26 protein-coding genes are annotated in these 24,387 nt (G+C 37.4%); 16 read left to right on the forward strand and 10 right to left on the reverse strand.

Annotated elements, in window-relative coordinates:
* The first annotated feature begins 101 nt into the window (after positions 1-101).
* Positions 102-767: a uracil-DNA glycosylase gene (gene ung, locus ABXT71_RS10130; RefSeq protein WP_415371198.1), complete on the forward strand. Its 666-nt coding sequence runs from the start codon at positions 102-104 to the stop codon at positions 765-767.
* 225 nt (positions 768-992) lie between these two features.
* Here the strand turns inward: ung and ABXT71_RS10135 are convergent, their stop codons facing one another.
* From ABXT71_RS10135 to ABXT71_RS10150, 4 genes are all read right to left on the reverse strand, one after another.
* Positions 993-1,841, reverse strand: coding sequence for a substrate-binding domain-containing protein (locus tag ABXT71_RS10135; protein WP_415371199.1), 849 nt, complete (start codon positions 1,839-1,841; stop codon positions 993-995).
* Positions 1,842-2,049: 208 nt separating this feature from the next.
* Complete coding sequence (locus tag ABXT71_RS10140; RefSeq protein WP_415371200.1) at positions 2,050-2,934, reverse strand: nucleoside phosphorylase; 885 nt, start codon at positions 2,932-2,934, stop codon at positions 2,050-2,052.
* A gap of 178 nt (positions 2,935-3,112) precedes the next feature.
* On the reverse strand, positions 3,113-3,442 hold the full coding sequence (locus ABXT71_RS10145) for a translation initiation factor (RefSeq protein ID WP_415371201.1): 330 nt from the start codon (positions 3,440-3,442) through the stop codon (positions 3,113-3,115).
* 78 nt (positions 3,443-3,520) lie between these two features.
* Positions 3,521-4,471: an isopenicillin N synthase family dioxygenase gene (locus tag ABXT71_RS10150; protein WP_415371202.1), complete on the reverse strand. Its 951-nt coding sequence runs from the start codon at positions 4,469-4,471 to the stop codon at positions 3,521-3,523.
* A 246-nt stretch (positions 4,472-4,717) separates the two neighbouring features.
* Here ABXT71_RS10150 and ABXT71_RS10155 point away from each other — a divergent pair, with 246 nt between their 5' ends.
* The 12 genes from ABXT71_RS10155 to ABXT71_RS10210 all read left to right on the forward strand — a co-directional run bounded on the left by ABXT71_RS10155 (position 4,718) and on the right by ABXT71_RS10210 (position 15,990).
* Complete coding sequence (locus ABXT71_RS10155) at positions 4,718-6,721, forward strand: thiamine pyrophosphate-dependent enzyme (RefSeq protein WP_415371203.1); 2,004 nt, start codon at positions 4,718-4,720, stop codon at positions 6,719-6,721.
* Positions 6,722-6,817: 96 nt separating this feature from the next.
* Positions 6,818-7,297, forward strand: a complete 480-nt coding sequence (locus ABXT71_RS10160; RefSeq protein WP_415371204.1) for a lipocalin family protein — start codon at positions 6,818-6,820, stop codon at positions 7,295-7,297.
* On the forward strand, positions 7,297-8,004 hold the full coding sequence (locus ABXT71_RS10165) for an OmpA family protein (RefSeq protein WP_415371205.1): 708 nt from the start codon (positions 7,297-7,299) through the stop codon (positions 8,002-8,004). The genes ABXT71_RS10160 and ABXT71_RS10165 overlap by 1 nt, the downstream gene beginning before the upstream one ends.
* Positions 8,005-8,089: 85 nt before the next feature.
* Complete coding sequence (locus ABXT71_RS10170; protein WP_415371206.1) at positions 8,090-9,229, forward strand: NAD(P)/FAD-dependent oxidoreductase; 1,140 nt, start codon at positions 8,090-8,092, stop codon at positions 9,227-9,229.
* Positions 9,226-9,945 (forward strand): methyltransferase domain-containing protein, encoded by a 720-nt coding sequence (locus ABXT71_RS10175; RefSeq protein WP_415371207.1) that lies wholly within the window; start codon positions 9,226-9,228, stop codon positions 9,943-9,945. The genes ABXT71_RS10170 and ABXT71_RS10175 overlap by 4 nt, the downstream gene beginning before the upstream one ends.
* 154 nt (positions 9,946-10,099) lie before the next feature.
* Positions 10,100-11,152, forward strand: coding sequence for a type III polyketide synthase (locus ABXT71_RS10180; protein WP_415371208.1), 1,053 nt, complete (start codon positions 10,100-10,102; stop codon positions 11,150-11,152).
* A 20-nt stretch (positions 11,153-11,172) separates the two neighbouring features.
* Positions 11,173-11,868 carry a DsbA family oxidoreductase gene (locus tag ABXT71_RS10185; protein WP_415371209.1) on the forward strand — a complete coding sequence of 232 codons (696 nt, stop codon included), beginning with the start codon at positions 11,173-11,175 and terminating at the stop codon, positions 11,866-11,868.
* A gap of 1 nt (position 11,869) precedes the next feature.
* Complete coding sequence (locus ABXT71_RS10190) at positions 11,870-12,643, forward strand: SDR family oxidoreductase (RefSeq protein ID WP_415371210.1); 774 nt, start codon at positions 11,870-11,872, stop codon at positions 12,641-12,643.
* 4 nt (positions 12,644-12,647) lie between these two features.
* The gene (locus ABXT71_RS10195; protein ID WP_415371211.1) at positions 12,648-13,079 is read left to right on the forward strand and encodes a 3-hydroxyacyl-ACP dehydratase FabZ family protein; all 432 of its coding nucleotides are present in this window, start codon (positions 12,648-12,650) and stop codon (positions 13,077-13,079) included.
* Between the two features lie 161 nt (positions 13,080-13,240).
* Positions 13,241-14,500, forward strand: a complete 1,260-nt coding sequence (locus ABXT71_RS10200; protein WP_415371212.1) for a beta-ketoacyl-[acyl-carrier-protein] synthase family protein — start codon at positions 13,241-13,243, stop codon at positions 14,498-14,500.
* Positions 14,501-14,522: 22 nt separating this feature from the next.
* Complete coding sequence (locus ABXT71_RS10205; RefSeq protein ID WP_415371213.1) at positions 14,523-14,771, forward strand: acyl carrier protein; 249 nt, start codon at positions 14,523-14,525, stop codon at positions 14,769-14,771.
* Positions 14,772-14,775: 4 nt separating this feature from the next.
* Positions 14,776-15,990, forward strand: a complete 1,215-nt coding sequence (locus ABXT71_RS10210) for a class I SAM-dependent rRNA methyltransferase (protein WP_415371214.1) — start codon at positions 14,776-14,778, stop codon at positions 15,988-15,990.
* Between the two features lie 68 nt (positions 15,991-16,058).
* On the opposite strand, the gene hpf is transcribed toward ABXT71_RS10210, so the two are convergent.
* Positions 16,059-16,361, reverse strand: coding sequence for a ribosome hibernation-promoting factor, HPF/YfiA family (gene hpf, locus ABXT71_RS10215; RefSeq protein WP_415371215.1), 303 nt, complete (start codon positions 16,359-16,361; stop codon positions 16,059-16,061).
* Positions 16,362-16,818: 457 nt separating this feature from the next.
* On the opposite strand from hpf, the gene ABXT71_RS10220 reads away from it, so the two are divergent.
* Positions 16,819-16,998 (forward strand): adenylosuccinate synthetase, encoded by a 180-nt coding sequence (locus ABXT71_RS10220; protein WP_415371216.1) that lies wholly within the window; start codon positions 16,819-16,821, stop codon positions 16,996-16,998.
* A gap of 12 nt (positions 16,999-17,010) precedes the next feature.
* Here the strand turns inward: ABXT71_RS10220 and ABXT71_RS10225 are convergent, their stop codons facing one another.
* The 4 genes from ABXT71_RS10225 to ABXT71_RS10240 all read right to left on the reverse strand — a co-directional run bounded on the left by ABXT71_RS10225 (position 17,011) and on the right by ABXT71_RS10240 (position 21,573).
* The gene (locus ABXT71_RS10225; RefSeq protein ID WP_415371217.1) at positions 17,011-20,145 is read right to left on the reverse strand and encodes a WD40/YVTN/BNR-like repeat-containing protein; all 3,135 of its coding nucleotides are present in this window, start codon (positions 20,143-20,145) and stop codon (positions 17,011-17,013) included.
* Positions 20,146-20,373: 228 nt separating this feature from the next.
* Positions 20,374-20,757, reverse strand: a complete 384-nt coding sequence (locus ABXT71_RS10230) for a hypothetical protein (protein WP_415371218.1) — start codon at positions 20,755-20,757, stop codon at positions 20,374-20,376.
* Positions 20,758-20,816: 59 nt separating this feature from the next.
* Positions 20,817-20,975 (reverse strand): hypothetical protein, encoded by a 159-nt coding sequence (locus ABXT71_RS10235; protein ID WP_415371219.1) that lies wholly within the window; start codon positions 20,973-20,975, stop codon positions 20,817-20,819.
* 7 nt (positions 20,976-20,982) lie between these two features.
* On the reverse strand, positions 20,983-21,573 hold the full coding sequence (locus ABXT71_RS10240) for a YceI family protein (RefSeq protein ID WP_415371220.1): 591 nt from the start codon (positions 21,571-21,573) through the stop codon (positions 20,983-20,985).
* Between the two features lie 229 nt (positions 21,574-21,802).
* Here ABXT71_RS10240 and ABXT71_RS10245 point away from each other — a divergent pair, with 229 nt between their 5' ends.
* Both ABXT71_RS10245 and ABXT71_RS10250 read left to right on the forward strand, forming a co-directional pair.
* Positions 21,803-22,669: a winged helix-turn-helix domain-containing protein gene (locus ABXT71_RS10245; RefSeq protein ID WP_415371221.1), complete on the forward strand. Its 867-nt coding sequence runs from the start codon at positions 21,803-21,805 to the stop codon at positions 22,667-22,669.
* A gap of 117 nt (positions 22,670-22,786) precedes the next feature.
* On the forward strand, positions 22,787-23,248 hold the full coding sequence (locus ABXT71_RS10250) for a cold-shock protein (protein WP_415373100.1): 462 nt from the start codon (positions 22,787-22,789) through the stop codon (positions 23,246-23,248).
* Positions 23,249-23,372: 124 nt separating this feature from the next.
* Here the strand turns inward: ABXT71_RS10250 and ABXT71_RS10255 are convergent, their stop codons facing one another.
* Positions 23,373-24,359: a type IX secretion system membrane protein PorP/SprF gene (locus tag ABXT71_RS10255; protein ID WP_415371222.1), complete on the reverse strand. Its 987-nt coding sequence runs from the start codon at positions 24,357-24,359 to the stop codon at positions 23,373-23,375.
* Positions 24,360-24,387: the final 28 nt, after the last annotated feature.

Raw genomic sequence — 24,387 nt, forward strand, 5'->3', positions numbered from 1 at the left:
AATGTGAAGTATATTATATTTTATATAGTGTCTTTTAAATGGATAGGCACTTTGAAAGAGGACTATAACTTTTTCATTAATTTTACACAAAAATACGGAATATGAATGTAAAAATAGAGACAAGCTGGAAGGAACAATTGAGCAAAGAATTTAACAAGAAGTATTTTAAAGAATTGAGCCTATTTGTCGCAAATACATACCAGAAAAATTGCTGTTACCCACCTTATTCTGAAATATTCAAGGCGTTTTACGCAACACCGTTTAATGAAGTAAGAGTGGTGATCATAGGCCAAGACCCCTATCATGGAGCAGGACAAGCAAATGGTTTATGCTTTTCGGTAGCAGATGGGATAGTGCATCCACCTTCCTTAAGAAACATTTTTAAAGAGATACATGCTGACTTAGATGTCGAGGTTCCAGCTTCGGGAAATCTCGAACGTTGGGCGTCACAAGGGGTGCTTTTATTAAATGCAACTTTAACCGTAGAAGCACATAAAGCAGGGAGTCATCAAAAGAAGGGGTGGGAACAATTTACGGATACTGTAATTCAGCAGATTTCCGAAGAGAGAGAGGGTGTTGTGTTTTTACTATGGGGGGGCTTTGCAAAGAAGAAAGGATCAAAAGTAGATATAACAAAACATTTGGTTTTAACAAGTGGTCATCCTTCGCCATTAAGCGCTAATAGGGGTTATTGGTTTGGAAATGAGCATTTCAGAAAAACAAATGAGTACTTTGTAGAAAAAGGAAAAGCTCCCATAAAATGGTGAGCTAGTTATAATGGATTGACTAGATAAAGAGTTAGTATATTCTAATAAGGTAAAGTGCTTACTCGTCGCTCTCCGTGATCTCCGGATCATTACAGCTAAATTGTAACATAATGATATTAGTAACTAACAGGCTGCCGAGAACAATAAAAAATATGGTCATAATGAGTGAAATTACATCAGTAAGATACCTTAATCATTGAAGGGTTGCGTGAGCAGTAATAAATTTTAATAAAGAATTTGATTTACGGGTACCGTTGCAGATATTAACTCAAGTTGGAATAGTTTATTTTGTATTTGTTCTAATTGCTTAATTGTTAGTTGTTCTTGGCTCCATTCAGTTAATGAAAGCCACTGCCTTACATCTTCAATTTTAATCCCATATCTGTTTGAGATCATCGTATCGATACTCGGAATATCTTTAAATTCTAAAGTAGTATTATTAATAATCTTAAGAATCGATTTTATGCAATCCGGTTCATTTTCTAAGACCTCGGTACGCACGGCAATGACGAAACAAGGCCAGGGAGTAGGGCATTCCCCTATAATGTTTAATGGACCGTTATCTACGTGAGGTTTAGTCATAAACTTCTCCCACATAAAATAATCGCCGCGACCTTCTGGCAAAGCTTCAAGGGCACCATCTAAGCTTTTAATTACTTCAAAATCGAGATCTTTATCTGTATCCCATCCTTGTTTTTCAGCATTTACATAGGCCATCAAATGAGAGCCAGAACCATATCTACTTATGGCGGCCTTCGTTCCTTTAAGCTCCTCAATGGAGCGATAGTCGCTATTCTCTGCTACGTGAATACCCCAGATTAATGGAGTTTTCACAAAGACTTGGACAATTTTACATTCATTACCATTTATGATATCTCTAACAATACCTTCGGTAAGAATAACCGCCATATCAATTTCTTTATCGCGCAATGCCTTACACATTTGACCCGTGCCACCAGCATAATCTGTCCATCGTAAGTTGATAGCCTCTTCGTGATATTCCTTATCGCGTAGGGTTAAATACCAAGGGAGATTAAAATGTTCTGGCACACCGCCAATTTTAAATTTCTTCATAATTATCACCCATATGATAGGGTTTTTAATGTTTTATAGGCCTCTAAAAAGTTAGAATTTTTGCTCACTTTAAAAGAAATATTACTAAAACAGTCCCTGTCTAACTGATTGATAATATAATTCGAGAATAATAAGTTCTTGTTGTTTATTGTTGCAAGATTTTACTCATAAATTCCACTTTTCATTAGTGCCTCTAAGTAGCTAAACGCTAAAGCTTCAATAATTGTTCTAATGTTTTTTCAATAAGCAAATTTACTGTCTTTTTTGGGGAATCGCTAAAAGTTCCATCTGCTCTGTTAGCTAAAATGGCATTTAAGCTAATTGCGCTATGACCTAATAATTTTGCCATCCCGTAAATTCCAGAAGTTTCCATCTCTAGATTCGTGATTTTTTGCTGCTGAAATTTAAACGATTGGAGCTTGTCATTCAATCCATCATCTTGTAATCCTAAACGCAGTATACGCCCTTGAGGGCCATAAAAACCAACATTAGTTGCCGTCACGCCCGTCACAAAATCTTTTGTATTGAAATGAGCAATCAATGCTTTGTCGCCAGTTACCATATATGGATCAGATTTCTGAGGACACCAATTAGTATGTTTTTTTAATGCTTCGGAAAAGGGAAGATCCAGAAAATGGGTATTTGCATAAAAATGCAGCAGGCTATCAAAGCCCACCGCTGCTTCAGAAATTAAAAAGCTGTCTACCGAAATCTCAGGTTGTATTGCACCACTAGTACCGATACGAATAAAGGTAAGTGGCATATGCTCCATTTTAATAGTTCGATTCTCAAAGTCGATATTAGCCAAAGCATCAAGTTCATTAAAAACGATATCAATATTGTCAGTTCCGATTCCCGTAGAGATGACAGTCAATCGTTTTCCTTTGTAAGTACCAGTAATTGTTTTAAACTCCCGTTTATGCGCTTCTACTTCAATCTTGTCAAAGTGCTTTGCTACATCCGTTACGCGATCTGGATCGCCAACTGTGATGATGGTATCTGCAATCTGTCCTGGCTTTAAAGCTAAGTGATAGATAGAACCGTCATCGTTAAGGATGAGTTCGCTGGGGGCTAGTTTTTCTAGTTTGATCAACAGGGAATGAGATTTAAAGGGTTTATAGTTTTTGGTTTGGGACCAATTTATTAATCTTGTAACTGTGATTCCTAAACTGTTAAGGAGTTATTTGAAAATAAGTATTGCTTTGGGACAAAAAGAGCCAGTCGTAAATTTAATATATATATGGATATATAAAATTGTAAATCAAAAATTCCTAACCTCCCACACGCTTCGTCTTAAACCCTCTCTTCTGCAGAAAAGCCATAATACGATTCCGAAAATCACCTTGAATGATAATCTGTTCATTCTTAAAACTACCGCCAACGCTGAGCATTTGTTTGATTTCTTTTGCTAACTGTTTAAAATCTTTGTCAGCGCCGGTATATCCTTCAATAATCGTAATGGGTTTTCCTTTACGCTTTTCATACTTACAGATGAGCGGATCATCTTGCAGCCATATCAAATCATTAGCATCATCCTGCTTAGGTACTTCTTTTTCTTCGTGTTCTGGGAAGAGGCTTTTAAGTTGGTCTTTTAGATCCATATCTCGGCTCCGCTCAATAAGCGGGTTAATTTTATTATAATTAGTAATACATTCCGGTGGCTGAGCAGAGTCGAAGTCCTACTTTTTAATTAACCCAATATCAACCAGTCGTTGGTGTAAAAAGTCACCAGCTGTAATATCTTCAAAAGCTTTTGGGTGTTCTTTGTTTACACATTCTGGCATACAGTTGAGCTTCATGTCGCCGCGAGGGTGCATAAAAAAAGGAATACTGTAGCGAGGATTTCCCCATTGTTCTTTTGGAGGGTTAATAACTCTATGTATTGTAGATCGTAATTTATTATTTGTGTGGCGTTCTAGCATATCTCCTACATTGATTACTAGTTCGTCTTCTTGTGGGATAGCATCTACCCATTCCCCTTCTTTTGTCAACACTTGAAGTCCGCCAGTAGAGGCTCCCATTAATAGCGTAATCAAATTGATATCGCCGTGAGCTCCTGCACGAACAGCTCCTTTAGGTTCTGAGGTAATAGGAGGGTAGTGAATAGGGCGAAGGATGCTGTTTCCATTCGCGGCCCAATGATCAAAGTAATGTTCATCAACTCCTATATATATTGCCAATGCACGCAATACATAAATCCCTGTTTTTTCAAGCATTCTATATGCCTCCATTCCTGTTTTATTAAAATCTGGCAACTCATCTACCTTAACGTTTTCTGGATAGGCATGAGGAAGGTTTGCATCTGCGGTTGGTTCTTGGCCAAAATGCCAAAACTCTTTTAAATCGCCTTCCTTCTTTCCCTTCGCATGTTCTTTTCCGAAACTTACGTAACCACGCTGTCCGCCAAGGCCTTCTATTTCATAGTTACGTTTGGCGTCAACGTCCATTGCAAAAAATGCTTTTATTTCTTCATATAATCCAGAAACGAGCTCGTCGCTTAAAAAGTGATTCTTCAGGGATACAAAGCCAATATCTTCATAGGCACTCCCTATTTCATCTACAAATTTCTGTTTCCGGCTAGGATCATCACTTAAAAAGTCGGCTAGATTTACACTTGGTATATTCTTCATATTTTAATCTTTAAGCAATTTTTGTATTTAATGCTGCGATCTCGATAATAATTGGATGATTCGCTATTTTAAAATTGTGATTTGCGTTTTTTTTTTTGGATTTAAATTCCTCGCAGGCTTTAGCCTGAGGTATTTGTTTAGTGCAAATATAGGAAAAACAAGGCGTATTTCCGAAGCCAAAAAAAAGTGATTTTTTATGTGTAACCAATGCTTTTTTTCTACTTTTGATATAGTTAATAAACAACCATGAGTACGACTGCTAAAAGCAAAATATTTTACGATTACGATCGTAGTAACCTATCAGACGAAACATTAATCTATCTTTATAAATCAATGCTGAAGCCTCGTATGATCGAGGAGAAGATGTTGATTCTATTGCGACAAGGGAAAATCTCTAAATGGTTTAGTGGGATTGGTCAAGAGGCTATTTCTGTAGGGATCACGGCTGTTTTAGATAAAGAGGAGTACATTTTACCAATGCACCGTAATCTAGGTGTTTTTACAACGCGTGAAATCCCGTTATACCGTTTGTTCTCTCAATGGCAAGGAAAGGCGAGTGGTTTTACAAAGGGTAGAGATCGTAGCTTTCACTTTGGGACGCAAGAATATAATATTGTGGGGATGATTTCGCATTTAGGACCGCAGTTTGGAGTTGCAGATGGTATTGCTCTAGGAAATCTTCTGAAAAAGAACAATCAGGTCTGCGCCGTATTTACAGGTGAGGGCGGAACAAGTGAAGGAGATATACATGAGGCCTTGAACGTTGCTTCTGTATGGGATTTACCAGTATTATTCTGTATAGAAAATAATGGGTATGGCTTATCTACACCCACAAAAGAACAATATAATTGTGAGCACCTTGTAGATCGTGGCATGGGGTACGGTATGGAATCACATCGTATTGAAGGAAATAATATTCTAGAAGTATACACAAAAATAAAAGCCTTAGTAGAAGATATGCGTGAAAATCCGCGTCCTGTTTTACTCGAGTTTATAACCTTTAGAATGCGCGGTCATGAAGAGGCTAGTGGTACCAAGTATGTTCCTGAAGACTTAATAGACACGTGGAGCGAGAAAGATCCATTGAATAACTTTGAAGCCTACCTCATTGCAGAAGGGCTAATTTCGGACACATTAATATCAGATTGGAAAGCAGACATTAAAATAGAAATCGATGCAAATCTAGACTTAGCTTTTAACGAAAGCCTTATTGAATCTACTGAAAGAAAAGAATTAGATGATGTGTATCAAGAATTTGTATATCAAGAAACTAAGCCAAATAAAGAAACAGAAGAGCTTCGATTAGTTGATGCCATTTCACAAGGATTAAAACAAAGTATGGAACGTGATGACACGACAGTCATTATGGGTCAAGACATCGCGGAATACGGCGGAGTCTTTAAGATAACAGAAGGGTTTTTAGAAGCCTTTGGTCACGATAGAGTGCGTAATACTCCTATCTGCGAGTCTGCCATTGTATCTGCAGCTATGGGCTTGTCTATAAATGGTTATAAAGCTATTATGGAAATGCAATTTGCTGACTTTGCAGCTTCTGGGTTTAATCCTATTGTAAATTACCTAGCAAAATCACATTATAGATGGAATCAAAAAGCAGATGTTGTGATACGTATGCCTTGTGGTGGTGGCGTTGAAGCGGGACCGTTTCATAGTCAGACCAACGAAGCTTGGTTTACCCATACACCTGGGTTGAAAGTGGTGTATCCAGCTTTCCCTTATGATGCTAAGGGCTTAATAGCTTCGGCAATTGAGGATCCTAATCCTGTGTTATTTTTTGAGCATAAGGCTTTGTATAGACGCATAAGACAAGAAGTTCCTACAGATTATTTTACAATCCCATTAGGTAAAGCAGCAATACTACAAGAAGGAAGCGATGTTACTATCGTGACCTATGGCGCTGGGGTTCACTGGGCTTTAGAGACCTTGGAGCAACAGAATATTTCCGCAGATCTTATTGACCTACGTACTTTATCACCTTTGGATACCGAAGCTATTTATACTTCTGTTCGAAAGACTGGAAAACTAATTATACTACAAGAAGACTCTATGTTTGGTGGTATGGCGAGTGATATTTCTGCACTCGTAAGTGAGCACTGTTTTGAATCACTAGATGCCCCTATTAAACGTGTAGCCAGCCTAGAGACTCCTATTCCTTTTGCTAAGTTCTTAGAGGATCAATATCTTTCTAAAAATAAATTTGAAGCCGCTTTAAAAGATTTGATAGCTTATTAAAACATTAACATCGCTTGTTAAATTTTAGAGAAACTTTATTATTTAAAGAAGTACCTATTGTATCTTCGTTAGTACAAATATTTAAAACACAATCTAATGAAGAAATTTTTAATACTTGCTGTGGTCGTTGGCTTCATTGCATCTTGCGGAGTTCCTAAAACAGTAATTCAATCGAAAAAAGTTATTAAAGGTACTTGGACGTTGAGTAATATAAGTTATAGCGATTCAGGAAGTTTTAATACGGTGCTCCTCAATGACGTTTCTAAGGAGTGTTTTGAAAATAGTGCGTGGCGTTTTGTTCCAAATAATAATAGTGGAATCTACAGCATTAACGATGTGGCTTGTGCAACGGGAGATCGTAACTTTATTTTTACCATCCAAGAATTAGATGCGGATACAGGTTATTATGATTTCTTATTGAAACCAACTGATGCAAAAGGAAAATCTGAAACAAATGCTGGATTTCGACTTCGTCTTACTCAGTTAAGTGATTCAAATATGCAATGGGAGCAAACAGTAAATGCAGGTGAGAGCCCAGTTACAATTAGTATGAACTTTGATAAAACAATAGAGTAATGAAAAGCATAACTAAAAACATAGGAACTATCGTTATGGCACTTGCCTTAACAATTAGCTTTATGAGTTGTGAAGCAACGAAAAATGCAAATAACAAACAGAAAGGGGCAGTTATTGGAGCTGGGGCTGGCGCGATTTTAGGTGCTATTCTAGGGAACAATGTTGGTAAAGGTGGTAATGGAGAAGTAGGAGCGGTTCTAGGTGGTGTTGTAGGCGGCGCTGCTGGAATATTGATAGGTAACAAAATGGACAAGCAAGCTCAAAAAATTGAGACTGAAATTCCAGGTGCAGTAGTAGAGCGTGTTGATGATGGTATCGTTGTTACATTTGATGAGAATAGTGGTGTATTTTTTGATACAGCAAAATATAACATTAACGCTGCTTCACAAATTAACTTAGACAAGTTAGCTAGTGTATTAGTTGAGTACGTAGATACAAATGTACTCGTAGTAGGCCATACAGATAGTGTAGGTAGTGACGAGTCAAATATGTTACTATCACAACGCAGAGCGCAGTCTGTAACTAGTTATTTTACAGTAGCGAAAGGCTTAAATCCAGGTCGTTTTACGACAAACTGGTATGGTGAGCAAACTCCTGTGGGAGATAACACGACGCCAGAAGGTAGAGCACAAAATAGACGTGTAAATATCGTGATTGTACCTAATGATAAAATGAAACAAGATGCTGAAAAAGAAGCAGGTAACTAATTCTAACTTAGCAAACATGAAAATCCTTGAAGTTATTTATCTTCAAGGATTTTTTTTTGTGCTAAATCCTTCCGAACTTTAAAAAATGAACAATAACACTTCTTATGATATCGCCATTATTGGTGGAGGGCTCGCCGGGCTTTGCGCGGCAATCCATCTTGGGAGTCATTACAAGGTTTTGTTGATAGAAAAACAAGTATACCCTAGCCATAAAGTCTGCGGTGAGTATATTTCAAATGAGGTATTACCTTATTTACTTGAATTAGGAATCGACCCAATAAAAGAGGGTGCAAAGGCCATTACCAAATTTGAGATGAGCACGAGAGATGGTATTCTTATAAAGGCAATTTTGCCTTTGGGAGGGTTTGGAATTAGCCGCTATGCTTTAGATAAGCTCTTATTTGAAAAGGCAAAGATCACCTGTGACACCGTTCAAGATACAGTTATTTCGGTTGATTTAAAGGAGGGTCTAGCTGCCACGAAAACATTCCAGATTCAAACGAAAGCGTCTAAAAGATACACCGCTGCATACGTGTTAGGTGCGTATGGAAAACGAAGCAATCTAGACATACATTTAAAACGTGATTTCATAACAAAAAAATCGCCTTGGTTAGGCGTAAAGGCACATTATGAGCTTGATATGCCAGAGGATGTTGTAGCGCTTCATAATTTTAGGGGTGGTTACTGTGGTGTTTCGAAAGTAGAGAACGGAAAAGTGAATGTGTGTTACTTAACGACCTTTAAATCCTTTAAGGAAGTGGGAGATATTGACATATTTCAGAAAGAAGTACTCAGTAAGAATCAGCATTTAAAAAGAGTTTTTGAAGAAGGACGATGTCTTTGGGAAAAACCATTAACCATTAGCCAGATTTCTTTTAATATAAAAGAGCCTGTTAAAAACCATATTTTGATGATAGGTGATAGTGCTGGGATGATACACCCTTTGGCCGGTAATGGCATGGCAATGGCGATACATAGCGCTAGTTTAGTTTCAGAAATTTTAATCACGCACCAAATTTCTAATCCCCTTCATCGTGAGAATATAGAAAAATCATACAGGAATTCTTGGAACAATCAATTTAAAGACCGACTTCGCGTGGGTAGGATTATCCAAAAATTATTATTGAGTCCAAAGGCTTCAAAGATAAGTCTGGGAGTGGCAAAGCTCTTCCCTGGAATCGTGCCAGCAATTATAAAAAAAACACACGGAACCGTAAAAAAATGATTTATTTTTCAAAACATAATCGATCTACTCAAGAAGAGTTAATGGACGATTTTTCCTTACAGGGTGAGCCGCTTCAAGAAGTACTTAAAGACCTTGATACCGTAAATCGGTATTTGGGGGGTAATCAGATTACCATAGATGGATTAGAAAAAATGCTTTTAGGCTGTGATAAAAATCGTGTTGTGACTATTGTAGATTATGGTTGCGGCGACGGAGGTTCTATGGCTTTATGTGCAGCTTACTTAGAGAAACATCACTGGCGATATAAACTAATAGGGTTAGATGCCAATGCGTATATTATTGAACAAGCAAAAACTAAGGCACATAGCCTAAAACATAGTACCTTTAAGGTATGCAATGTGTTTGATAAAGAAAAGCTGCCAGAGGCAGATATAGCACTTTGCACCTTATTTTTACATCATTTTAAAGAGGCACAAATAATTGAGTTATTAAACGCCATTGCTACAAAAACGCAAGTAGGTATTGTCATCAACGACTTACAGAGAAGTAGAACTGCTTTTAGATTATTTCAGCTATTTTCTGAGGTTTTTATGAATTCTAAAATAGCCAAGTTTGATGGTTTGGTTTCAATTGCAAGGTCCTTTGTTAAATGTGATATCAAGAATATTTCAGAAAAAATAATCGGCACTCGTGTCGAGTTAAAATCTAAATGGGCGTTTAGATGGCGATGGTTACTTTATACTGGAAAAGTTTAATTGAATAAGGAGGTCAAGTGGATCGAAGCCGAAGTGTAACACTATCCTATATGCTAATTCAGTAACTGCTTGATCATTGTTCTTAGCACATTTTAGTTTGGACATTCAAACTGGTATAAATAATAATTTAATATAAGTCATAAGATAGTAGTACATGAAAGTAACAATCGCGGCAGTAGCTAAACAATTACCAAAATACTCCAGAGAGACAAAAGACATAATACCCTTTGTGGAGGCATGGATGGATGGACAGGAGTCTCGCTTTAAAAGAAAAGTAATTAAGATTTTTGAAGGAGCTGGAGTAGACAGGCGCTACTCTATGATGGAGCCTACAGAAGTGTTTTTAAGCACTTCTTTTGAAGAACGCAACGATATCTACGTTCGAGAAGTAAAGAAAATGGGTACTCAAGTTTTGAAGAAAGCACTTGACAAAGCAAAGTGGAATCCAAAAGACCTAGATTTTATCATCACTGTAAGTTGTACGGGAATAATGATTCCATCTGTAGATGCCTTTATTATTAATGAACTCGGATTAAAACAAGACATCGTACGATTACCAGTAACCGAAATGGGTTGCGCCGCAGGAGTTAGCGGAATGATTTATGCAGAGAATTTTCTAAAAGCAAACCCGAACAAAAAAGCTGCTGTGATTGCTATTGAGTCGCCTTCTGCTACGTTTCAGCTGGATGATTTTACGATGGCAAATGTTGTGAGTGCTGCGATTTTTGGTGATGGAGCCGCCTGTGTTTTAATGACTTCGGAAGAAAACAGTGAAGGGCCAAAAATTTTAGATCACGCCATGTATCATTTTTATGATGCGACAGATATGATGGGCTTTAAGCTTGTGAATACTGGATTACAAATGATTCTTGACAAAGGAGTGCCTCAGAAAATATCAGATCACTTTCCGGCTATCGTGCATCCGTTTTTAGAGAAAAATGGGAAGACCATTGAAGATATAGACCATCTTATATTTCATCCAGGAGGTAAGAAGATTGTTGAGACCGTAGAAGATCTCTTTGGAGCTCTTGGTAAAAACATTGACGATACAAAAGAAACTTTGCGTTTATACGGGAATATGAGTAGCGCCACTGTACTTTATGTTTTAGAACGTTTTATGGACAAAAAACCTAAAAAAGGAGAATTAGGTTTGATGTTGAGTTTTGGTCCAGGGTTCTCGGCGCAAAGAATACTGATTGAGTTTTAAAGAAGAAGAAATAATTAAAGATGGAAATGATGACAGAAAAAATAACGGTAGATGTAGTTTCAGATGTGGCTTGTCCATGGTGTTATGTTGGGAAAAGAAGACTAGAAGCAGCGATTGAACAATGGCAAGGCGCAGAGATAGTTGTGAATTGGCATCCTTATCAGTTAGATCCTACGATGCCTGAAGAAGGTTTTACGAGGGATGAATATTTAGTGAATAAATTTGGTAGCATAGAAAAAATGCAATCCATGACAGACCATTTAACAGCGGTTGGAAAAGAAGTCGGTATTGATTTTGATTTTGGTGAAAATTGGATGTCAGTAAACACCTTACATCTTCATCAATTGCTTCACGTTGCTGGACAAGAAGGTTTTAAAGACCAATTAAAAGAACGTCTTTTAAAGGCCTACTTTGTAGATTTAGACCGTTTAAATAATAAGGAAGTGTTGTATAGTATTCTTTCAGATTTTGGTTGGGAATCGAATAAAGTGGATCTAGTTATAAATGATAAAGAGATTGCGACGGCAGTACAACAACAAATTGCACATTCTCAAAAAATAGGGGTGACTGGAGTTCCCTATTTCATCATCAACAATAAATATGCAATAAGTGGTGCACAACCCAGCAGTGTTTTTCTAGAAACATTTAATAAATTGACGTCATTAGAATCAATAATAAAGGGAGATAGCTGTGACACATCTACCGGAGACTGTTAATATGATGAAAAAAACTCATAGTAAATATGCATTAATAATAGGTGGAAGCAGCGGGTTAGGACTAGCCACAGCTCATAAACTTGCCAGTGAAGGTTTTGATCTTTGTATTGTGTACCGCGATAGAAAAAGCAACGCAGCCATTAATGAAGCAGCATTTGAAAAAATGCGATCAAAAGGAGTGAGTATATTGAATTTTAACAAAGATGCACTCAAGGAAGAAACGATAAACGAAGTATTAGAACAACTGCCCAAAAAATCAATTTCTGTTTTAGTGCACAGCATCGCAAAAGGGAGTCTAAAACCAATGGCTTCGGAAACTGGAATGCTTAGTAAAGCAGATCTTGATATCACCATTCACGCGATGGGAACAAGCTGGTGGCTATGGGTTAGTTCTTGTATTAAGGCAGGAGTTTTTGCTAGCCAAGTACGTAATATTGCATTTACAAGCGAAGGCAATCAAAAAGTATGGGCAGGATATGGAGCAGTATCTGCCGCAAAAGCAACGCTGGAAGCATTAATGAGACAAATGGCAGTAGAGTTGGCGCCGCAGGGAATTAGCAGTAATTGTATTCAAGCTGGAGTTACACAAACCCCATCATTTGCCATGATTCCTGGAAGTGAACAATTAGCAGCGATGGCAAAAAAGAGAAATCCTTTTAAAAGACTGACGCAACCAGAAGATGTAGCAAATGCCGTTTACGTTTTGACCTTGCCAGAATCACAATGGGTCAACGGGAATGTGTTAAAAGTAGATGGTGGAGAATCACTAAGATAGCATTATGACAGGAAAAGAAATAATTGCTTTGTTGCCGTATTCAGAACCTTTTCTTTTTGTAGATTCTTTAGAAGCTGTAACAGAAACGGGGGCTAAAGGTAAATATCACTTTAAAGAAAATTCCTATTTTTATAAAGGGCATTTTAAAGAAAATCCAGTAACGCCGGGCGTGATACTTACGGAGTGTATGGCACAAATAGGCTTGGTATGTTTAGGCATCTATTTATCAGGTACTATTACTTCGGATATGCAAATGGCATTTACCACCATGCACGTAGATTACTATATCCCCGTATTTCCGGGAGAGCATGTGACGGTGGTTTCTGAGAAGATGTATTACAGATTTGGGAAACTAAAATGTAAAGTACGAATGATGAATGAGAAAGGTGATGTTGTGGCGATTGGCGAGTTGAGTGGGATGATGAAGAGCGATTGAAATCAGAATTGAAAATAAACTTAATTGAATATTGAAGCTGATCTCGTGTAAGGAGCTTCAAACCAAAGGAAGGTTTTTATAGGTTTGATGGAGAGTTTTAATTGTTTATAGTGTTTAGTTAATAACAAATTTTTGGGGGAGTATCTTCCTACATAGTTAATATGAGAGTAGTTATAACAGGATTGGGCGTTTGCGCTCCAAATGGGACAAGCATTCCAGAGTTTACAGATGCGTTGAAAAATGGACGCTCTGGACTTGCACATTTTCCAGAATTAGAACGACTTAATTTTTCTTGTCAAATAGGCGGAATGCCTACTATTTCCGAAGAGAAGAAACGGGACTACTTCACAGAATTACAACTTCGAAATTTTGATAGTGATGGGATTTTGTATGGTGTGATTGCTGGGATAGATGCGCTTAAAGATGCAAATATAGAGGTAGGTGAAGATGAAGCGTTATTTGATTTAGGCATTATAATGGGAGCTGGAACGACGAGTGTGGCAAAGTTTAGAGAGTCCATTTACCAAATTGATGAAGGTAAGGTACGGCGTCTAGGCAGCACGTCTGTGCCGCAAACGATGGCGAGTGGAGTGAGTGCATATCTTGGCGGATTGACCGGTGCAGCAAATATGGTAACGACTAATTCTTCTGCTTGTGCGACAGGCACAGAGGCGGTGTTATTAGGCTATGAACGCATTAAAGCTGGTAAAGCGACTCAAATGCTTTGTGGTAGTACTAGCGACGGAGGCCCTTATATTTGGGGTGGTTTTGATGCTATGAAAGTGACAAGCTATAAACACAATGATTCTCCAGGAAAAGCGGCGGGGCCTATGAGTGAGCAAGCGAGTGGTTTTATACCAGGAAGTGGAGCAGGAGCCGTGGTTTTAGAATCATTAAACAGTGCTTTAAAGAGAGGAGTAAAAATATATGGCGAAGTTTTAGGCGGTGCTGTAAATAGCGGAGGACAACGAAATGGTGGTAGTATGACTGCTCCAAACAGTGAAGCGGTGCAACGTTGTATTAAAGGCGCATTTAAGGATGCAAAGGTGCGCGGTGATGCAATAGATTATATAAATGGACATCTAACAGCGACGGTAAAAGACCCTGTCGAGATTGAGAATTGGTGTACTGCACTTGGTAGAAAAGGTAGTGACTTTCCCTATATTAATTCATTAAAAGGAATGACAGGACATTGCTTGGCGGCAAGTGGAAGTATTGAAATTGTGAGTACCATTTTACAACTCCAAGGAAACTTTGTTTTTCCAAATGTGAATTGCGATGTAATCCATCCTGAGATTGTCGCTTTAGTTTCCGAAAAATGTGTGCCTCGTGTAGCAGTAGAGACCTCATTAAAAACGGTGGCAAAATCAAGTTTTGGTTTTGGGGATGTGAATGCCTGTGTTATCTTTGGAGAATATTAATATTTCAATCTAAGCTAATTCTATGACCACAGAAGAGATATATGCACAATTAGTACCTATCGTAAAAACCTATTTACCTGAGGATGTGAGTGAAAATGATATCACACCAACAAGTGACCTTACGCGCGAGCTTAACATCAACTCTGCTCATTTAGTAGATGTGGTGCTTGACGTAGAGGATGCTTTTGACATAGAATTTGACAATGCAGATATGGAGAGCTTGCGCACCTTGAATGATGCGGTCGCTATTATTCAGAAAAAAATCGCTTAATATTTTGTTCAACAAACCACTTCCCAAAATTCAGCCGCAAACCTTAGCGGTAAAACTTACCAATAAAGGCGAACGCTCTGTAAAATCAAAGCACCCTTGGTTATTTTCTGATAGTGTAGAGAAAATCAACAAAGAAGGAAATGCAGGTGACATCGCGGTTATCTTTAATCGTACTACAAACAAACCAATGGGAGTAGGGTTGTATGATCCAGATTCTCCTATCCGTATTAAAATGCTTCATTTTGGCGGTGGTGCAAAATTAAACGAGACCTACTTTTCAGATAAAGTGGAGCGTGCTTTTAAAGCCCGAGAAGAATTACTCGAATCGAATACCAATAGTTATCGCTTGCTTTTTGGAGAAAACGATGGGTTTCCAGGATTGATTGCAGATGTATATGCATCTGTTTTAGTTTTAAAAATATATAATGCTATATGGTTTCCTTTCATTCACATGATATTTCCGAAGTTGTTGGAAATAACAGGTTGTGGCACGCTAGTACTAAGATTGAGCCGTGGATTACAAACCAATATGGCAGGCTTAGTGGAAGGAGAAGTACTATATGGGGATTTGAAAAATGAAGTAGTACAATTTATTGAACACGGGGTCCAGTTTTCTGCACACGTGATCAAAGGGCATAAGACCGGTTATTTTTTAGACCATCGTGAAAATAGAAGGCGCGTAGGGATGTTGAGCAAAGGAAAAACGATGCTCGATGTGTTTAGTTATGCTGGCGGATTTTCCATTCACGCCCTAGCTAAGGGAGCTACAGAGGTCACAAGTTTAGATATTAGTGCGCAAGCACTAGAAGTTGCTAAAGAAAATGGAGCTCTCAATAAACATAAAGGCAAGCATTTTACCATCGTTGGTGATGCATTTGTAGAATTAGAGCGACTCATTAGGGAAGGAAAGCAGTATGATGTGGTCGTTATTGATCCTCCTAGTTTTGCAAAAAGTAAAAGAGAGATAGTAGTTGCTAAAAAGAAGTACGCGCAGTTAGCAAAGCTAGGAGCGCAATTAGTTGCCAAAAAGGGATTGTTAGTTTTAGCCTCCTGCAGTTCTAGGATCACTGCAGACGAGTTTTTCCAGATTAATATAGAAACCTTAAAAGAGCACGGAACCTATTTTGAATTTATTGAAAAAACTTTTCATGATACAGATCATCCTGTTGGTTTTCCAGAGGGTGCCTATTTAAAGTGTGGGTATTATAGATTTTCTTAAAAAACAAAAGCCAGTATAAAACACTCTTGTGAATTTATACTGGCTTTTGAAATTATAATGTATATAAATTAATGCGTTTGCATTTTATCTTTTCTCTTTTGAACTTGAACCTGCACTTCACCTACAGCCTTTGCTATCGCTGCTTCAAAAGAAGTGTTGCTCGTTGAAGAGAATAACGTAGTCCCAGGTACATTGAGTCTAATTTCTACCACTTTACCAGTGTCTTCGCCTCTTGTGTTTTCGCTTTTGAAATACACGTCTGCTGCGACGATAAAATCATATTTGTTCTCTAGTTTTTCTAATTTCTCTGTGGCTAGTTCTTCAAGCCTCTTGCTTGCCGCTACATCTTTATATTCGAAGTTGATATTCATAAGTAGATATTTTATAATTTCCTTTTAAAGGTACGAACCTAATGTATGACATCAAAGGAAAAAAGGGATGCATTAATAATAATTTAGTTTTTGTTTAAGATATCCTTAAGTAAACTTCTAAAATGTGCTTGATTTGTTTTTTGTGCTTAATGATGTGAAACACCAGTTTATTTTAATAAAAATGAACATTATTCGTTTCTAAGTTTTAGATTATTCGTAGTTTTATGGTCCTCATTCTTAAGTATATAACAATGGAAACATCAAAAAAAAAAACACGCCGACTTTCAAATTCCTTATAGACGTTCTTCAAATTTTGGGAGTGTGACTAAAAAAGAACATTTTAAGATTACAAAGAAAGGGGTAAAAATTAAAGAAGAAGCAAAAAATTGAAAGCAAAGTAAATGTTACCATAAAGGTTTCAAATTGAATATCTTTATCAACACACAAATATCTTTTTATGACCTTTTATTCTTTTCTCTCTTTTCTTTTTATTCAAACCCCATCTTCAACACCTAATCCTGGTGATACCACTGGGCTAGATCTCAGTAATCCTTTTGATCTTATTGTTTATATCATCCTTCCTATTGCTATCTTCGTTTTCTATCTTTTGTATCGCAAGCAGAATAGAAAAAAATAAGTTTCATTCAGCTTATATCTTTATTGCACCAATGCCAGCTGACCATAAGGCGTCGTTAAACGCAGTAAGTTCTTTGCTTATTAGTTGTGCTCCATTAGTTTTAAGGTCGCTCCAGATTAAATCAAGTTCTGCTTTCCTGTTTTTATTTGACTGATTCACACGTGGCGAAGAACCGTTTGTTTGATTCATTACAAACAAGTATTCTGCAGTGAACTTATTTACAAAATTCTCTACATCGTCGTACGCTTGTGATCTGCGTTGCACCATGTGTTCATCCCAAGCTTTCATTTTTACTACTAAGGCTTCCCCTTGATTTACTAAGGTAGTTTTCTTATCTGCTTTTAGTTCCTGAAGTAAAGACACGATCTGTTCCTGTGCAGTAAATATCGTATTGACCATGGTGTGCATTTCTGTGACATTTGCTTCCATCTCGCCCATATAGATGTCAAACTCCTGTAGGTCATTTGCATCGACTTTGATAAGTGGATTATTTATAATATTTCCGAAGGTAGAAACAGACTCATCATTACTTTTTAAGGTGAAGGCATATTTTCCAGGGACAACACGTCTGCCATTAAAGCCAGCTTCGATATAGACATTAGGGATGCTCGGCACAATGTTGTGTCCCATATTCCAGACAAATCTATTAAGACCTTTCTTGTTTGACAAGGTAGGAGCTGGAGGTGCGCCACCGCCATTGTGTGCTATGTAATTAGCGTCTTTTTCAGAACTTAGAGTTCGAATCACCTTGCCATTTGAATCACTGATTGTTAATGTAACTTCACTATCTTTTGCTACTGAAGGAAGGAAATAATAGATTTCAACACCGTTAGCAGGATTTACACCAGTGAACGGTTGCGTCCCGTCAAACTTCTCATTAGTACCATTAAGCGGACTACTCCAAGACCCATATAAAGCATCTTCAGGTTGATAGAGCATAAGTGTGTTATTGCTCTTTTTATATTGAGATAGTAATTCTAGGTTGTCTAAAATCCAGAAAGAGCGTCCTGAGGTTGCTACTACTAGGTCATTATTATGAACGCGTAAATCTGTAATAGGCGTCACAGGAAGATTACGTTGAAAAGCCTCCCAACTACTACCATCATTAAAAGAAATGTAGATTCCTAGTTCTGTACCTGCATATAGCAAGCCTTTCGTGTTTTGATCTTCACGTACTACGCGGGTGTGCGCACCATAAGAAATGCCTGAAGAAATATTCTTCCAACTCTTCCCATAATTATCACTCTTATAAATAGCTGGTGCGTAGTCGCCTAGTTTATATTTTGTGGTGGCAATATATACAGTTGCTGGATCGTGTGGTGATATTTCAATAGCGTTTACCAGTGTTTCACCTAAATTTTTAGGAGTGATGTTCTGCCAACTTTTTCCGTTGTCTTGAGTTATGTGTACGCTACCATCATCACTTCCTGTATAAAATACTCCAGCCGTATGCTGTGATTCTACCAAGTAAGATATAGTACCATAGTTTTCTGCACCAACCGCTTCGTTCGTGTATGGTCCGCCACCGTTTCCTTGTTTTTCATCAATATTACGAGTAAGGTCTGGAGAGAATTCTGTCCAAGTACGCCCCATATCTGTAGATTTTAAGACGAGCTGTGCCGCGTGAAATATAGTTTGAGGTTCGTGTTGTGACCAGATAATAGGTGCGTTCCAGTTGTATAGGTATTTCATGTCACGAGCTGCTCTCCCTAAGTATTGTTGCGGAGCCGCCATAATCTGAGTACTCGTACCGCTTTCCATATCTAGGGCTTCTATGGTTCCTAAATAACTGCCACCTACTACTGTTTTTGGCGCATCTTTATCAAAAGCTAAAAACGCACTTTCACCACCTGCGGCGGCTGTCCAATTACTTTCAGAAATTCCGTCTCCCTTTAGATTCATACTGGCAATCTTTACAGAGGTGTTATCTTGTTGACCTCCATAAATATTATAAGGAAATAAATTATCTACATTAATTCTATAAAATTGTGCCGTTGGCATAATATCTTGTGAGGACCAAGATTTACCAAAGTTGAAGGACACCGCGGCGCCTCCGTCATTTGCAATACAAAGGTTTTTAGAGTTGTCTGGGTTTATCCATAAATCGTGATAATCACCGTGAGTTCCCGTAATACGCTCCCACGTTTTTCCGCCGTCTTTAGAGCGTAATGCTGGTGCACTCAAAACATATACAGTCTCATCATCATTTGGATCAGGGAATACCTCTATATAATACCAAGAACGCTGCGTTAAACGATTATCACCACTTACTTGAGACCAATTGTCTCCTGCATCCATAGATACATACAATCCGCTCTGGTCTGTTTGGGTATCACTTTCTATAAGGGCATATACTTTATTGCTATTACTTCTGCACACAGCGATTGCCATTTTCCCCATTTCTTTAGGAAGTCCGTTTTCTAGTGGCACCCATGTTTCTCCCGCATCCGTAGATTTGTATAGTCCGCTGCCGTCTCCACCACTTATCATTTTCCAAGGAGTACGTTGATGATGCCACAAAGCAGCATATAAAATTTGTGGATTATTCATATCCATGGATAGCTCTGACGCCCCAGAAAAATTATTAGCAAACAATGTTTTTTTCCAAGTTTTACCACCGTCAATAGACTTGTATACGCCTCTTTCTGCAGTAGGTGAGGGATATTTTCCTTGCGCCGCTACATACACGATGTCTGGATTTGTAGGATGAATTACGATACGAGAAATCTGTTCTGTAGCGGTCAATCCAATATGTTGCCAGGTTTTCCCTGCATCTGTAGATTTATAAACACCATCGCCATAAGAACTCATTACACCTCTAATTGCGTGCTCTCCCATTCCACAGTACACTACATTAGGATTGCTTTCTGAAACAGCTAAAGCGCCTACAGATCCTGTTTTAAAAAATCCATCACTTATATTATTCCAGTGTGCTCCAGCGTCTTCCGTTTTCCAGAGACCACCCCCTGTGGTTCCCATATAATAGGTGAGGGGTTGCCCAACGACACCGCTAGACGTGACAGAGCGTCCGCCTCTGTAGGGGCCTATGTTTCTATATTTTAAAGGTGAAAAATATTCGTCTGCTAGCTGCCCAAAAGCTGTAACGGTACATAAAAAGAGAAGGGCTAGGGTGGTTAGTTTTTTCATAGTTGATTTTTAATATCTTAAAAGTACTGCTTTATTCTGAAATTTTAAACCCAGTACTAGCATACTATACAGAGTAAAATTTTACTAGAGCTCAAATATGTACTTCGGAAAAGTGAATGGGTTTAACAACGCCCATAAAAAAAATCTCCTGTTCAGGTTTTTAACCAAACAGGAGATCGTTTTCTTGAAGTATTATTAGCGTTATTTTAGGAATTACTGCTTAATGCTTTAATAGTTAGTTAAACTGTCATTATGTAGTGTAACGCCTTTGAGTGATTTCCAAATGTCTGCATCAAATGATGCTGGTGAAAATCTGAAAATCACCGTCGTTTTCTTTTCTTTTTTGCAGTAATACTGTTCAGCAAAAGTGTAGAGTGTCATCATCTTATTGTTATATCGACCTTCATATAAATATAGAGTACCTGTGTATTCTTGTATTGATTCTATGGTGTCATCACTTGTAATTGCCGCAATAGTCGCAAGGATGGTGCTCCCATTTTTCCGGTTTTGAATATCCATTAGCCCGTCAAAGTGTAAGGATAAGTTCGTTTCAAAATCTTCCGTAGTTAATGGCGTTGCCACGTCTATTTTCCAAGCAAAACATAAGACCAAAATTCTAGGCTTTCTTCATTTGACCACCCCGGTGGGAAAATAGCCTCTTCATATCCTTATTAAGGAATGGCTGGAGCAAAGCTAATAGGGAACGTAAAAAACTCTGACCCCCATTGTGCAGCATCTAGTATGGAATCGTGTTCTGCTTTTTCTTCTTCTTGCGCAATTACAAAAAACGAACACAAGATAAGAGCCCAACTAAGTATGTGTTTTTTCATAGTTTGATTATTCAAATTGTAAGGTAATGTCAAATTCCATAGCGTCTGATATGGCATCATCCTTAAATTTATTCGTATAGTTTACGTTCCAGTCTCTTCTGTTTATTTTAAACTTAGTCTTTATTGTTTTTGCGATGTCATCAACCCTCGCTTTAATCATTATAGATTTGGTGATGCCTTTTATAGTTAAATCTCCTTCAAATCTGTGCTCGTTGGTGTTACTATAATAAGTGACTTTATTTAGGTCAAGCCTTGCCTCTGGATATAGCGTGACATCAAAGAAATCACTATTCTTTAAATGCTCTACAGGACCATTACTCTTGTGTAAACGATGTTCTTCATTAGTTATAGTTGTCATATCTATAACAAATGTTCCCCCCGTGATAGCCCCATCTTTGGCAAAGAGCTTACCTTTTTTAAACTCAACAGTACCATTATGTTCAGCAAATTTAAAAAGATAGGAGCCCTTCCAGTTGATCACGCTTTGAAAGGGGTTTAATAAATAAGACTCCTCTAGGACTGTTTCTTTTGATTCCTGTGCTTGAGACAGAAATGAAAAGCTTAATATAATACCGAGTATAATAATTGATTTTTGCATACTAATTTAATTTTGATGTAAATCTATATAGTGGAGCTGTAAAAAGTGTCAAAAGAATGTAAAAGAACTGTCAACACTTGTGAAAAGTCGTCAAATTGAGTGTTCTTTGCATTATGAATTCGTTTAGACTTTTTTTAATTACTAAAAAATTGCGCTTTTAAATATCAAAAGCCTGTCCTGAAAGCTTTAAGGATTGCCTAAAAACATAAAGTCCAAAGGAGTTCAATCAATGATGAAAAAGAACCAGTACCACCTTATTATAATTTTCGCAGTACTGCTGTTGCTCAGTTTTTCTTGTACGACTCAGGTTGATACAGACGACGTAGCGGGTAGAACAAAGGTCGCTTTGCGTGCCGTAGGGAATGAAGTGTTAATATCGCAAGGAGATACTACTTCTGTAGTAATGCCTGTTGTGCAAATTTCTGCAAATACCTATCAGCTTTCTTTTGAGTATCCGCTTTCATTTGACCCTACAGATTTACATAATGCGTTGGCATTAAATATTGAAAAGGCAGGATTGCCTCGAGCCTATAAAGTAGAAGTGATACAATGTAGCGACGGAGAAGTTGGCTACAGTTATCTATTGCGAAATGAGAAGCATCACAGTATTATACCCTGTGGCGGTAGATTGTTACCACAATCTTGTTATACTATTCATTTTAACTTTTTAAATAGTGATATTGCTGAGACACAGAATAGTCCACTGTTTTATCTGCTTGTTTCTTTAGTGTTGGCATTTCTAGGTTTTGTTTTTTATAGCAGATTTCACTCAAGTAAGAATGCTACAGGAGGAATGAACGCTACTATCTTAGGAAGCTTTTACTTCTATCCAGATCAAAACAAACTAGTAAAGGCGGCTACGGAAATTCCATTATCAAGAAAAGAATGCGAGTTGCTTGAAATTTTAGTCACTAACGTAAATCAGATTGTCAAGCGTGAAGATCTAGCAAAGCAGATATGGGAAGATCAAGGAGTAATTGTAGGGCGAAGTCTCGATACATATATTTCTAAGCTTCGGAAGAAACTAAAAAGTGATGAAAGTTTAAAAATAGTAAACGTTCATGGCGTAGGGTATAAGCTAGAGATAGAGCCTTAAAAACGCTTAAAAAGTCTTTTTTAGATTAATTAATAACATTTTTCATTTTTATAATAATAAAAATTGCTTTTATTATTATAATACTATATATTGAGCGAAATAATTTTAAAAGCATTAATGGCAAAATCACAACAAACTTTTAGTAAAAACGAAAAAGAAAAGAAGCGCTTAAAAAAGCGTGAAGACAAGAAGAAGAAAATGGATGCTCGAAAGGCTGATAGAGAAGCAACTGGAGGCAGTGGAATTGAATTTGCATATGTAGACCATATGGGGAATTTAGTTGATACTCCACCAGATCCAGATTTAAAAGTAGAGATCGAGGCAGAAGATATTATTCTTGGTATTCCAAAAACTCCAGAAGGAGAAAGAGAAGCATTTGACCCAGTAAGAACAGGTACAGTGGATTTCTATGATTCTTCTAAAGGATTTGGGTTTATCATCGATGGTGTTGATAAGCAAAAATACTTTTGTCACGTAAGTGGTCTTAAGGATGATATCACGGAAGGCAACTTAGTTTCTTTTGAACTAGAAAAAGGACAACGCGGAATGAATGCCGTGAAAGTGACCTTAGTAAAATAATATTTATTTTATAGAAGCGATTACACACAAATCAAAAAGCTTTCAAGTATCTATTGGATATTTGAAAGCTTTTTTAATTTTAATCTAGCTAACACGGTATTCTTTTGTGTTAGGTTGACATGGTCTACTGCCACAATCTATTTCCTAATTTGTATTTCCCTTTAGTACAAGGACAATCACTAAGTTCTTGTATCAAATCAAACCCTATAGTGACTGCGTGGGTACCCGTATTAAAACCGGTTAAGTCATTAAGTGTTAATTGATAGGCATAAGAAAAATAAAAGATATTCTTTTTCACTCCTACCATTGGACCTATATTTAAAGGATTCATAAACTGATCATTTAAAAATCTATAAGAAGCTCCTATCCAATAGAAGTCATTATCTCTATTATATTTTCTATACTTAATGTTTACATCTGTACTTGACCTTCCATCACTAGCAAACAATTGATAATAGATAGATGGTTCAATCTCTGAGTAATTTTTAGTTGGCACAGAATATCCTGAGTAAAACTGCAGGTTGAGTAGGGCGTTAGGTTCTAAACCCGCAAAATTATTTGTTTCCTTTTGCAGAATGTTATTTGCATTTGCACTCAACCAGAAACGATCGATTCTGTATAATGCTCCCACATCAAAGTTATTATTAGTAATCGATCTATCATCTGTAATACTAGGGTCTATAATAGGATCGTCAAAAGTAGGGTCAAAGTTCTCTATCGCTAATCTAAAACTGTTTACATTAAAAGAAATCCCAAATGATAAATACTGTTCTGTCTTATAATCTAATATTAAATGATGTGCGTAGCTAAATTTTATTCCTTGTTGTCGTGTATTTCCATTACTATCGTTGAATGCAGAGACACCAACTCCAGAATTATTTGCCATTCGTATATCTGCATAGACAGCTTGATTTTGCGGGGCGTTTTTAATCCCAACCCACTGCATCAAACCATTAGCACGTATCCTAAAATTATCACCTATTCCAGCAAAAGTTGGAGAAACAACAAAATCATTATCTGCTAAGTATTGTGTAAATACGGGTAAGTTAAGTTCTTGAGCGGAAGACTGTGCAAACACAATCAGCAGGAATATTTTAAGTAGATTTCTCATAGGATTAAATTTATTTGGGGGATTCAAA

The organism is Patiriisocius sp. Uisw_047 (genome assembly GCF_047730165.1).
In the GTDB taxonomy this organism is placed as follows: Bacteria; Bacteroidota; Bacteroidia; order Flavobacteriales; family Flavobacteriaceae; genus Patiriisocius.

Coding starts and splice junctions, on each gene's coding strand:
- ung (WP_415371198.1), top strand. CDS start 102: ATGAATGTAAAAATAGAGACAAGCTGGAAGGAACAATTGAGCAAAGAA.
- ABXT71_RS10135 (WP_415371199.1), bottom strand. CDS start 1,841: ATGAAGAAATTTAAAATTGGCGGTGTGCCAGAACATTTTAATCTCCCT.
- ABXT71_RS10145 (WP_415371201.1), bottom strand. CDS start 3,442: ATGGATCTAAAAGACCAACTTAAAAGCCTCTTCCCAGAACACGAAGAA.
- ABXT71_RS10150 (WP_415371202.1), bottom strand. CDS start 4,471: ATGAAGAATATACCAAGTGTAAATCTAGCCGACTTTTTAAGTGATGAT.
- ABXT71_RS10155 (WP_415371203.1), top strand. CDS start 4,718: ATGAGTACGACTGCTAAAAGCAAAATATTTTACGATTACGATCGTAGT.
- ABXT71_RS10160 (WP_415371204.1), top strand. CDS start 6,818: ATGAAGAAATTTTTAATACTTGCTGTGGTCGTTGGCTTCATTGCATCT.
- ABXT71_RS10165 (WP_415371205.1), top strand. CDS start 7,297: ATGAAAAGCATAACTAAAAACATAGGAACTATCGTTATGGCACTTGCC.
- ABXT71_RS10170 (WP_415371206.1), top strand. CDS start 8,090: ATGAACAATAACACTTCTTATGATATCGCCATTATTGGTGGAGGGCTC.
- ABXT71_RS10175 (WP_415371207.1), top strand. CDS start 9,226: ATGATTTATTTTTCAAAACATAATCGATCTACTCAAGAAGAGTTAATG.
- ABXT71_RS10180 (WP_415371208.1), top strand. CDS start 10,100: ATGAAAGTAACAATCGCGGCAGTAGCTAAACAATTACCAAAATACTCC.
- ABXT71_RS10185 (WP_415371209.1), top strand. CDS start 11,173: ATGGAAATGATGACAGAAAAAATAACGGTAGATGTAGTTTCAGATGTG.
- ABXT71_RS10190 (WP_415371210.1), top strand. CDS start 11,870: ATGATGAAAAAAACTCATAGTAAATATGCATTAATAATAGGTGGAAGC.
- ABXT71_RS10195 (WP_415371211.1), top strand. CDS start 12,648: ATGACAGGAAAAGAAATAATTGCTTTGTTGCCGTATTCAGAACCTTTT.
- ABXT71_RS10200 (WP_415371212.1), top strand. CDS start 13,241: ATGAGAGTAGTTATAACAGGATTGGGCGTTTGCGCTCCAAATGGGACA.
- ABXT71_RS10205 (WP_415371213.1), top strand. CDS start 14,523: ATGACCACAGAAGAGATATATGCACAATTAGTACCTATCGTAAAAACC.
- hpf (WP_415371215.1), bottom strand. CDS start 16,361: ATGAATATCAACTTCGAATATAAAGATGTAGCGGCAAGCAAGAGGCTT.
- ABXT71_RS10220 (WP_415371216.1), top strand. CDS start 16,819: ATGACCTTTTATTCTTTTCTCTCTTTTCTTTTTATTCAAACCCCATCT.
- ABXT71_RS10225 (WP_415371217.1), bottom strand. CDS start 20,145: ATGAAAAAACTAACCACCCTAGCCCTTCTCTTTTTATGTACCGTTACA.
- ABXT71_RS10235 (WP_415371219.1), bottom strand. CDS start 20,975: ATGAAAAAACACATACTTAGTTGGGCTCTTATCTTGTGTTCGTTTTTT.
- ABXT71_RS10240 (WP_415371220.1), bottom strand. CDS start 21,573: ATGCAAAAATCAATTATTATACTCGGTATTATATTAAGCTTTTCATTT.
- ABXT71_RS10245 (WP_415371221.1), top strand. CDS start 21,803: ATGATGAAAAAGAACCAGTACCACCTTATTATAATTTTCGCAGTACTG.
- ABXT71_RS10250 (WP_415373100.1), top strand. CDS start 22,787: ATGGCAAAATCACAACAAACTTTTAGTAAAAACGAAAAAGAAAAGAAG.
- ABXT71_RS10255 (WP_415371222.1), bottom strand. CDS start 24,359: ATGAGAAATCTACTTAAAATATTCCTGCTGATTGTGTTTGCACAGTCT.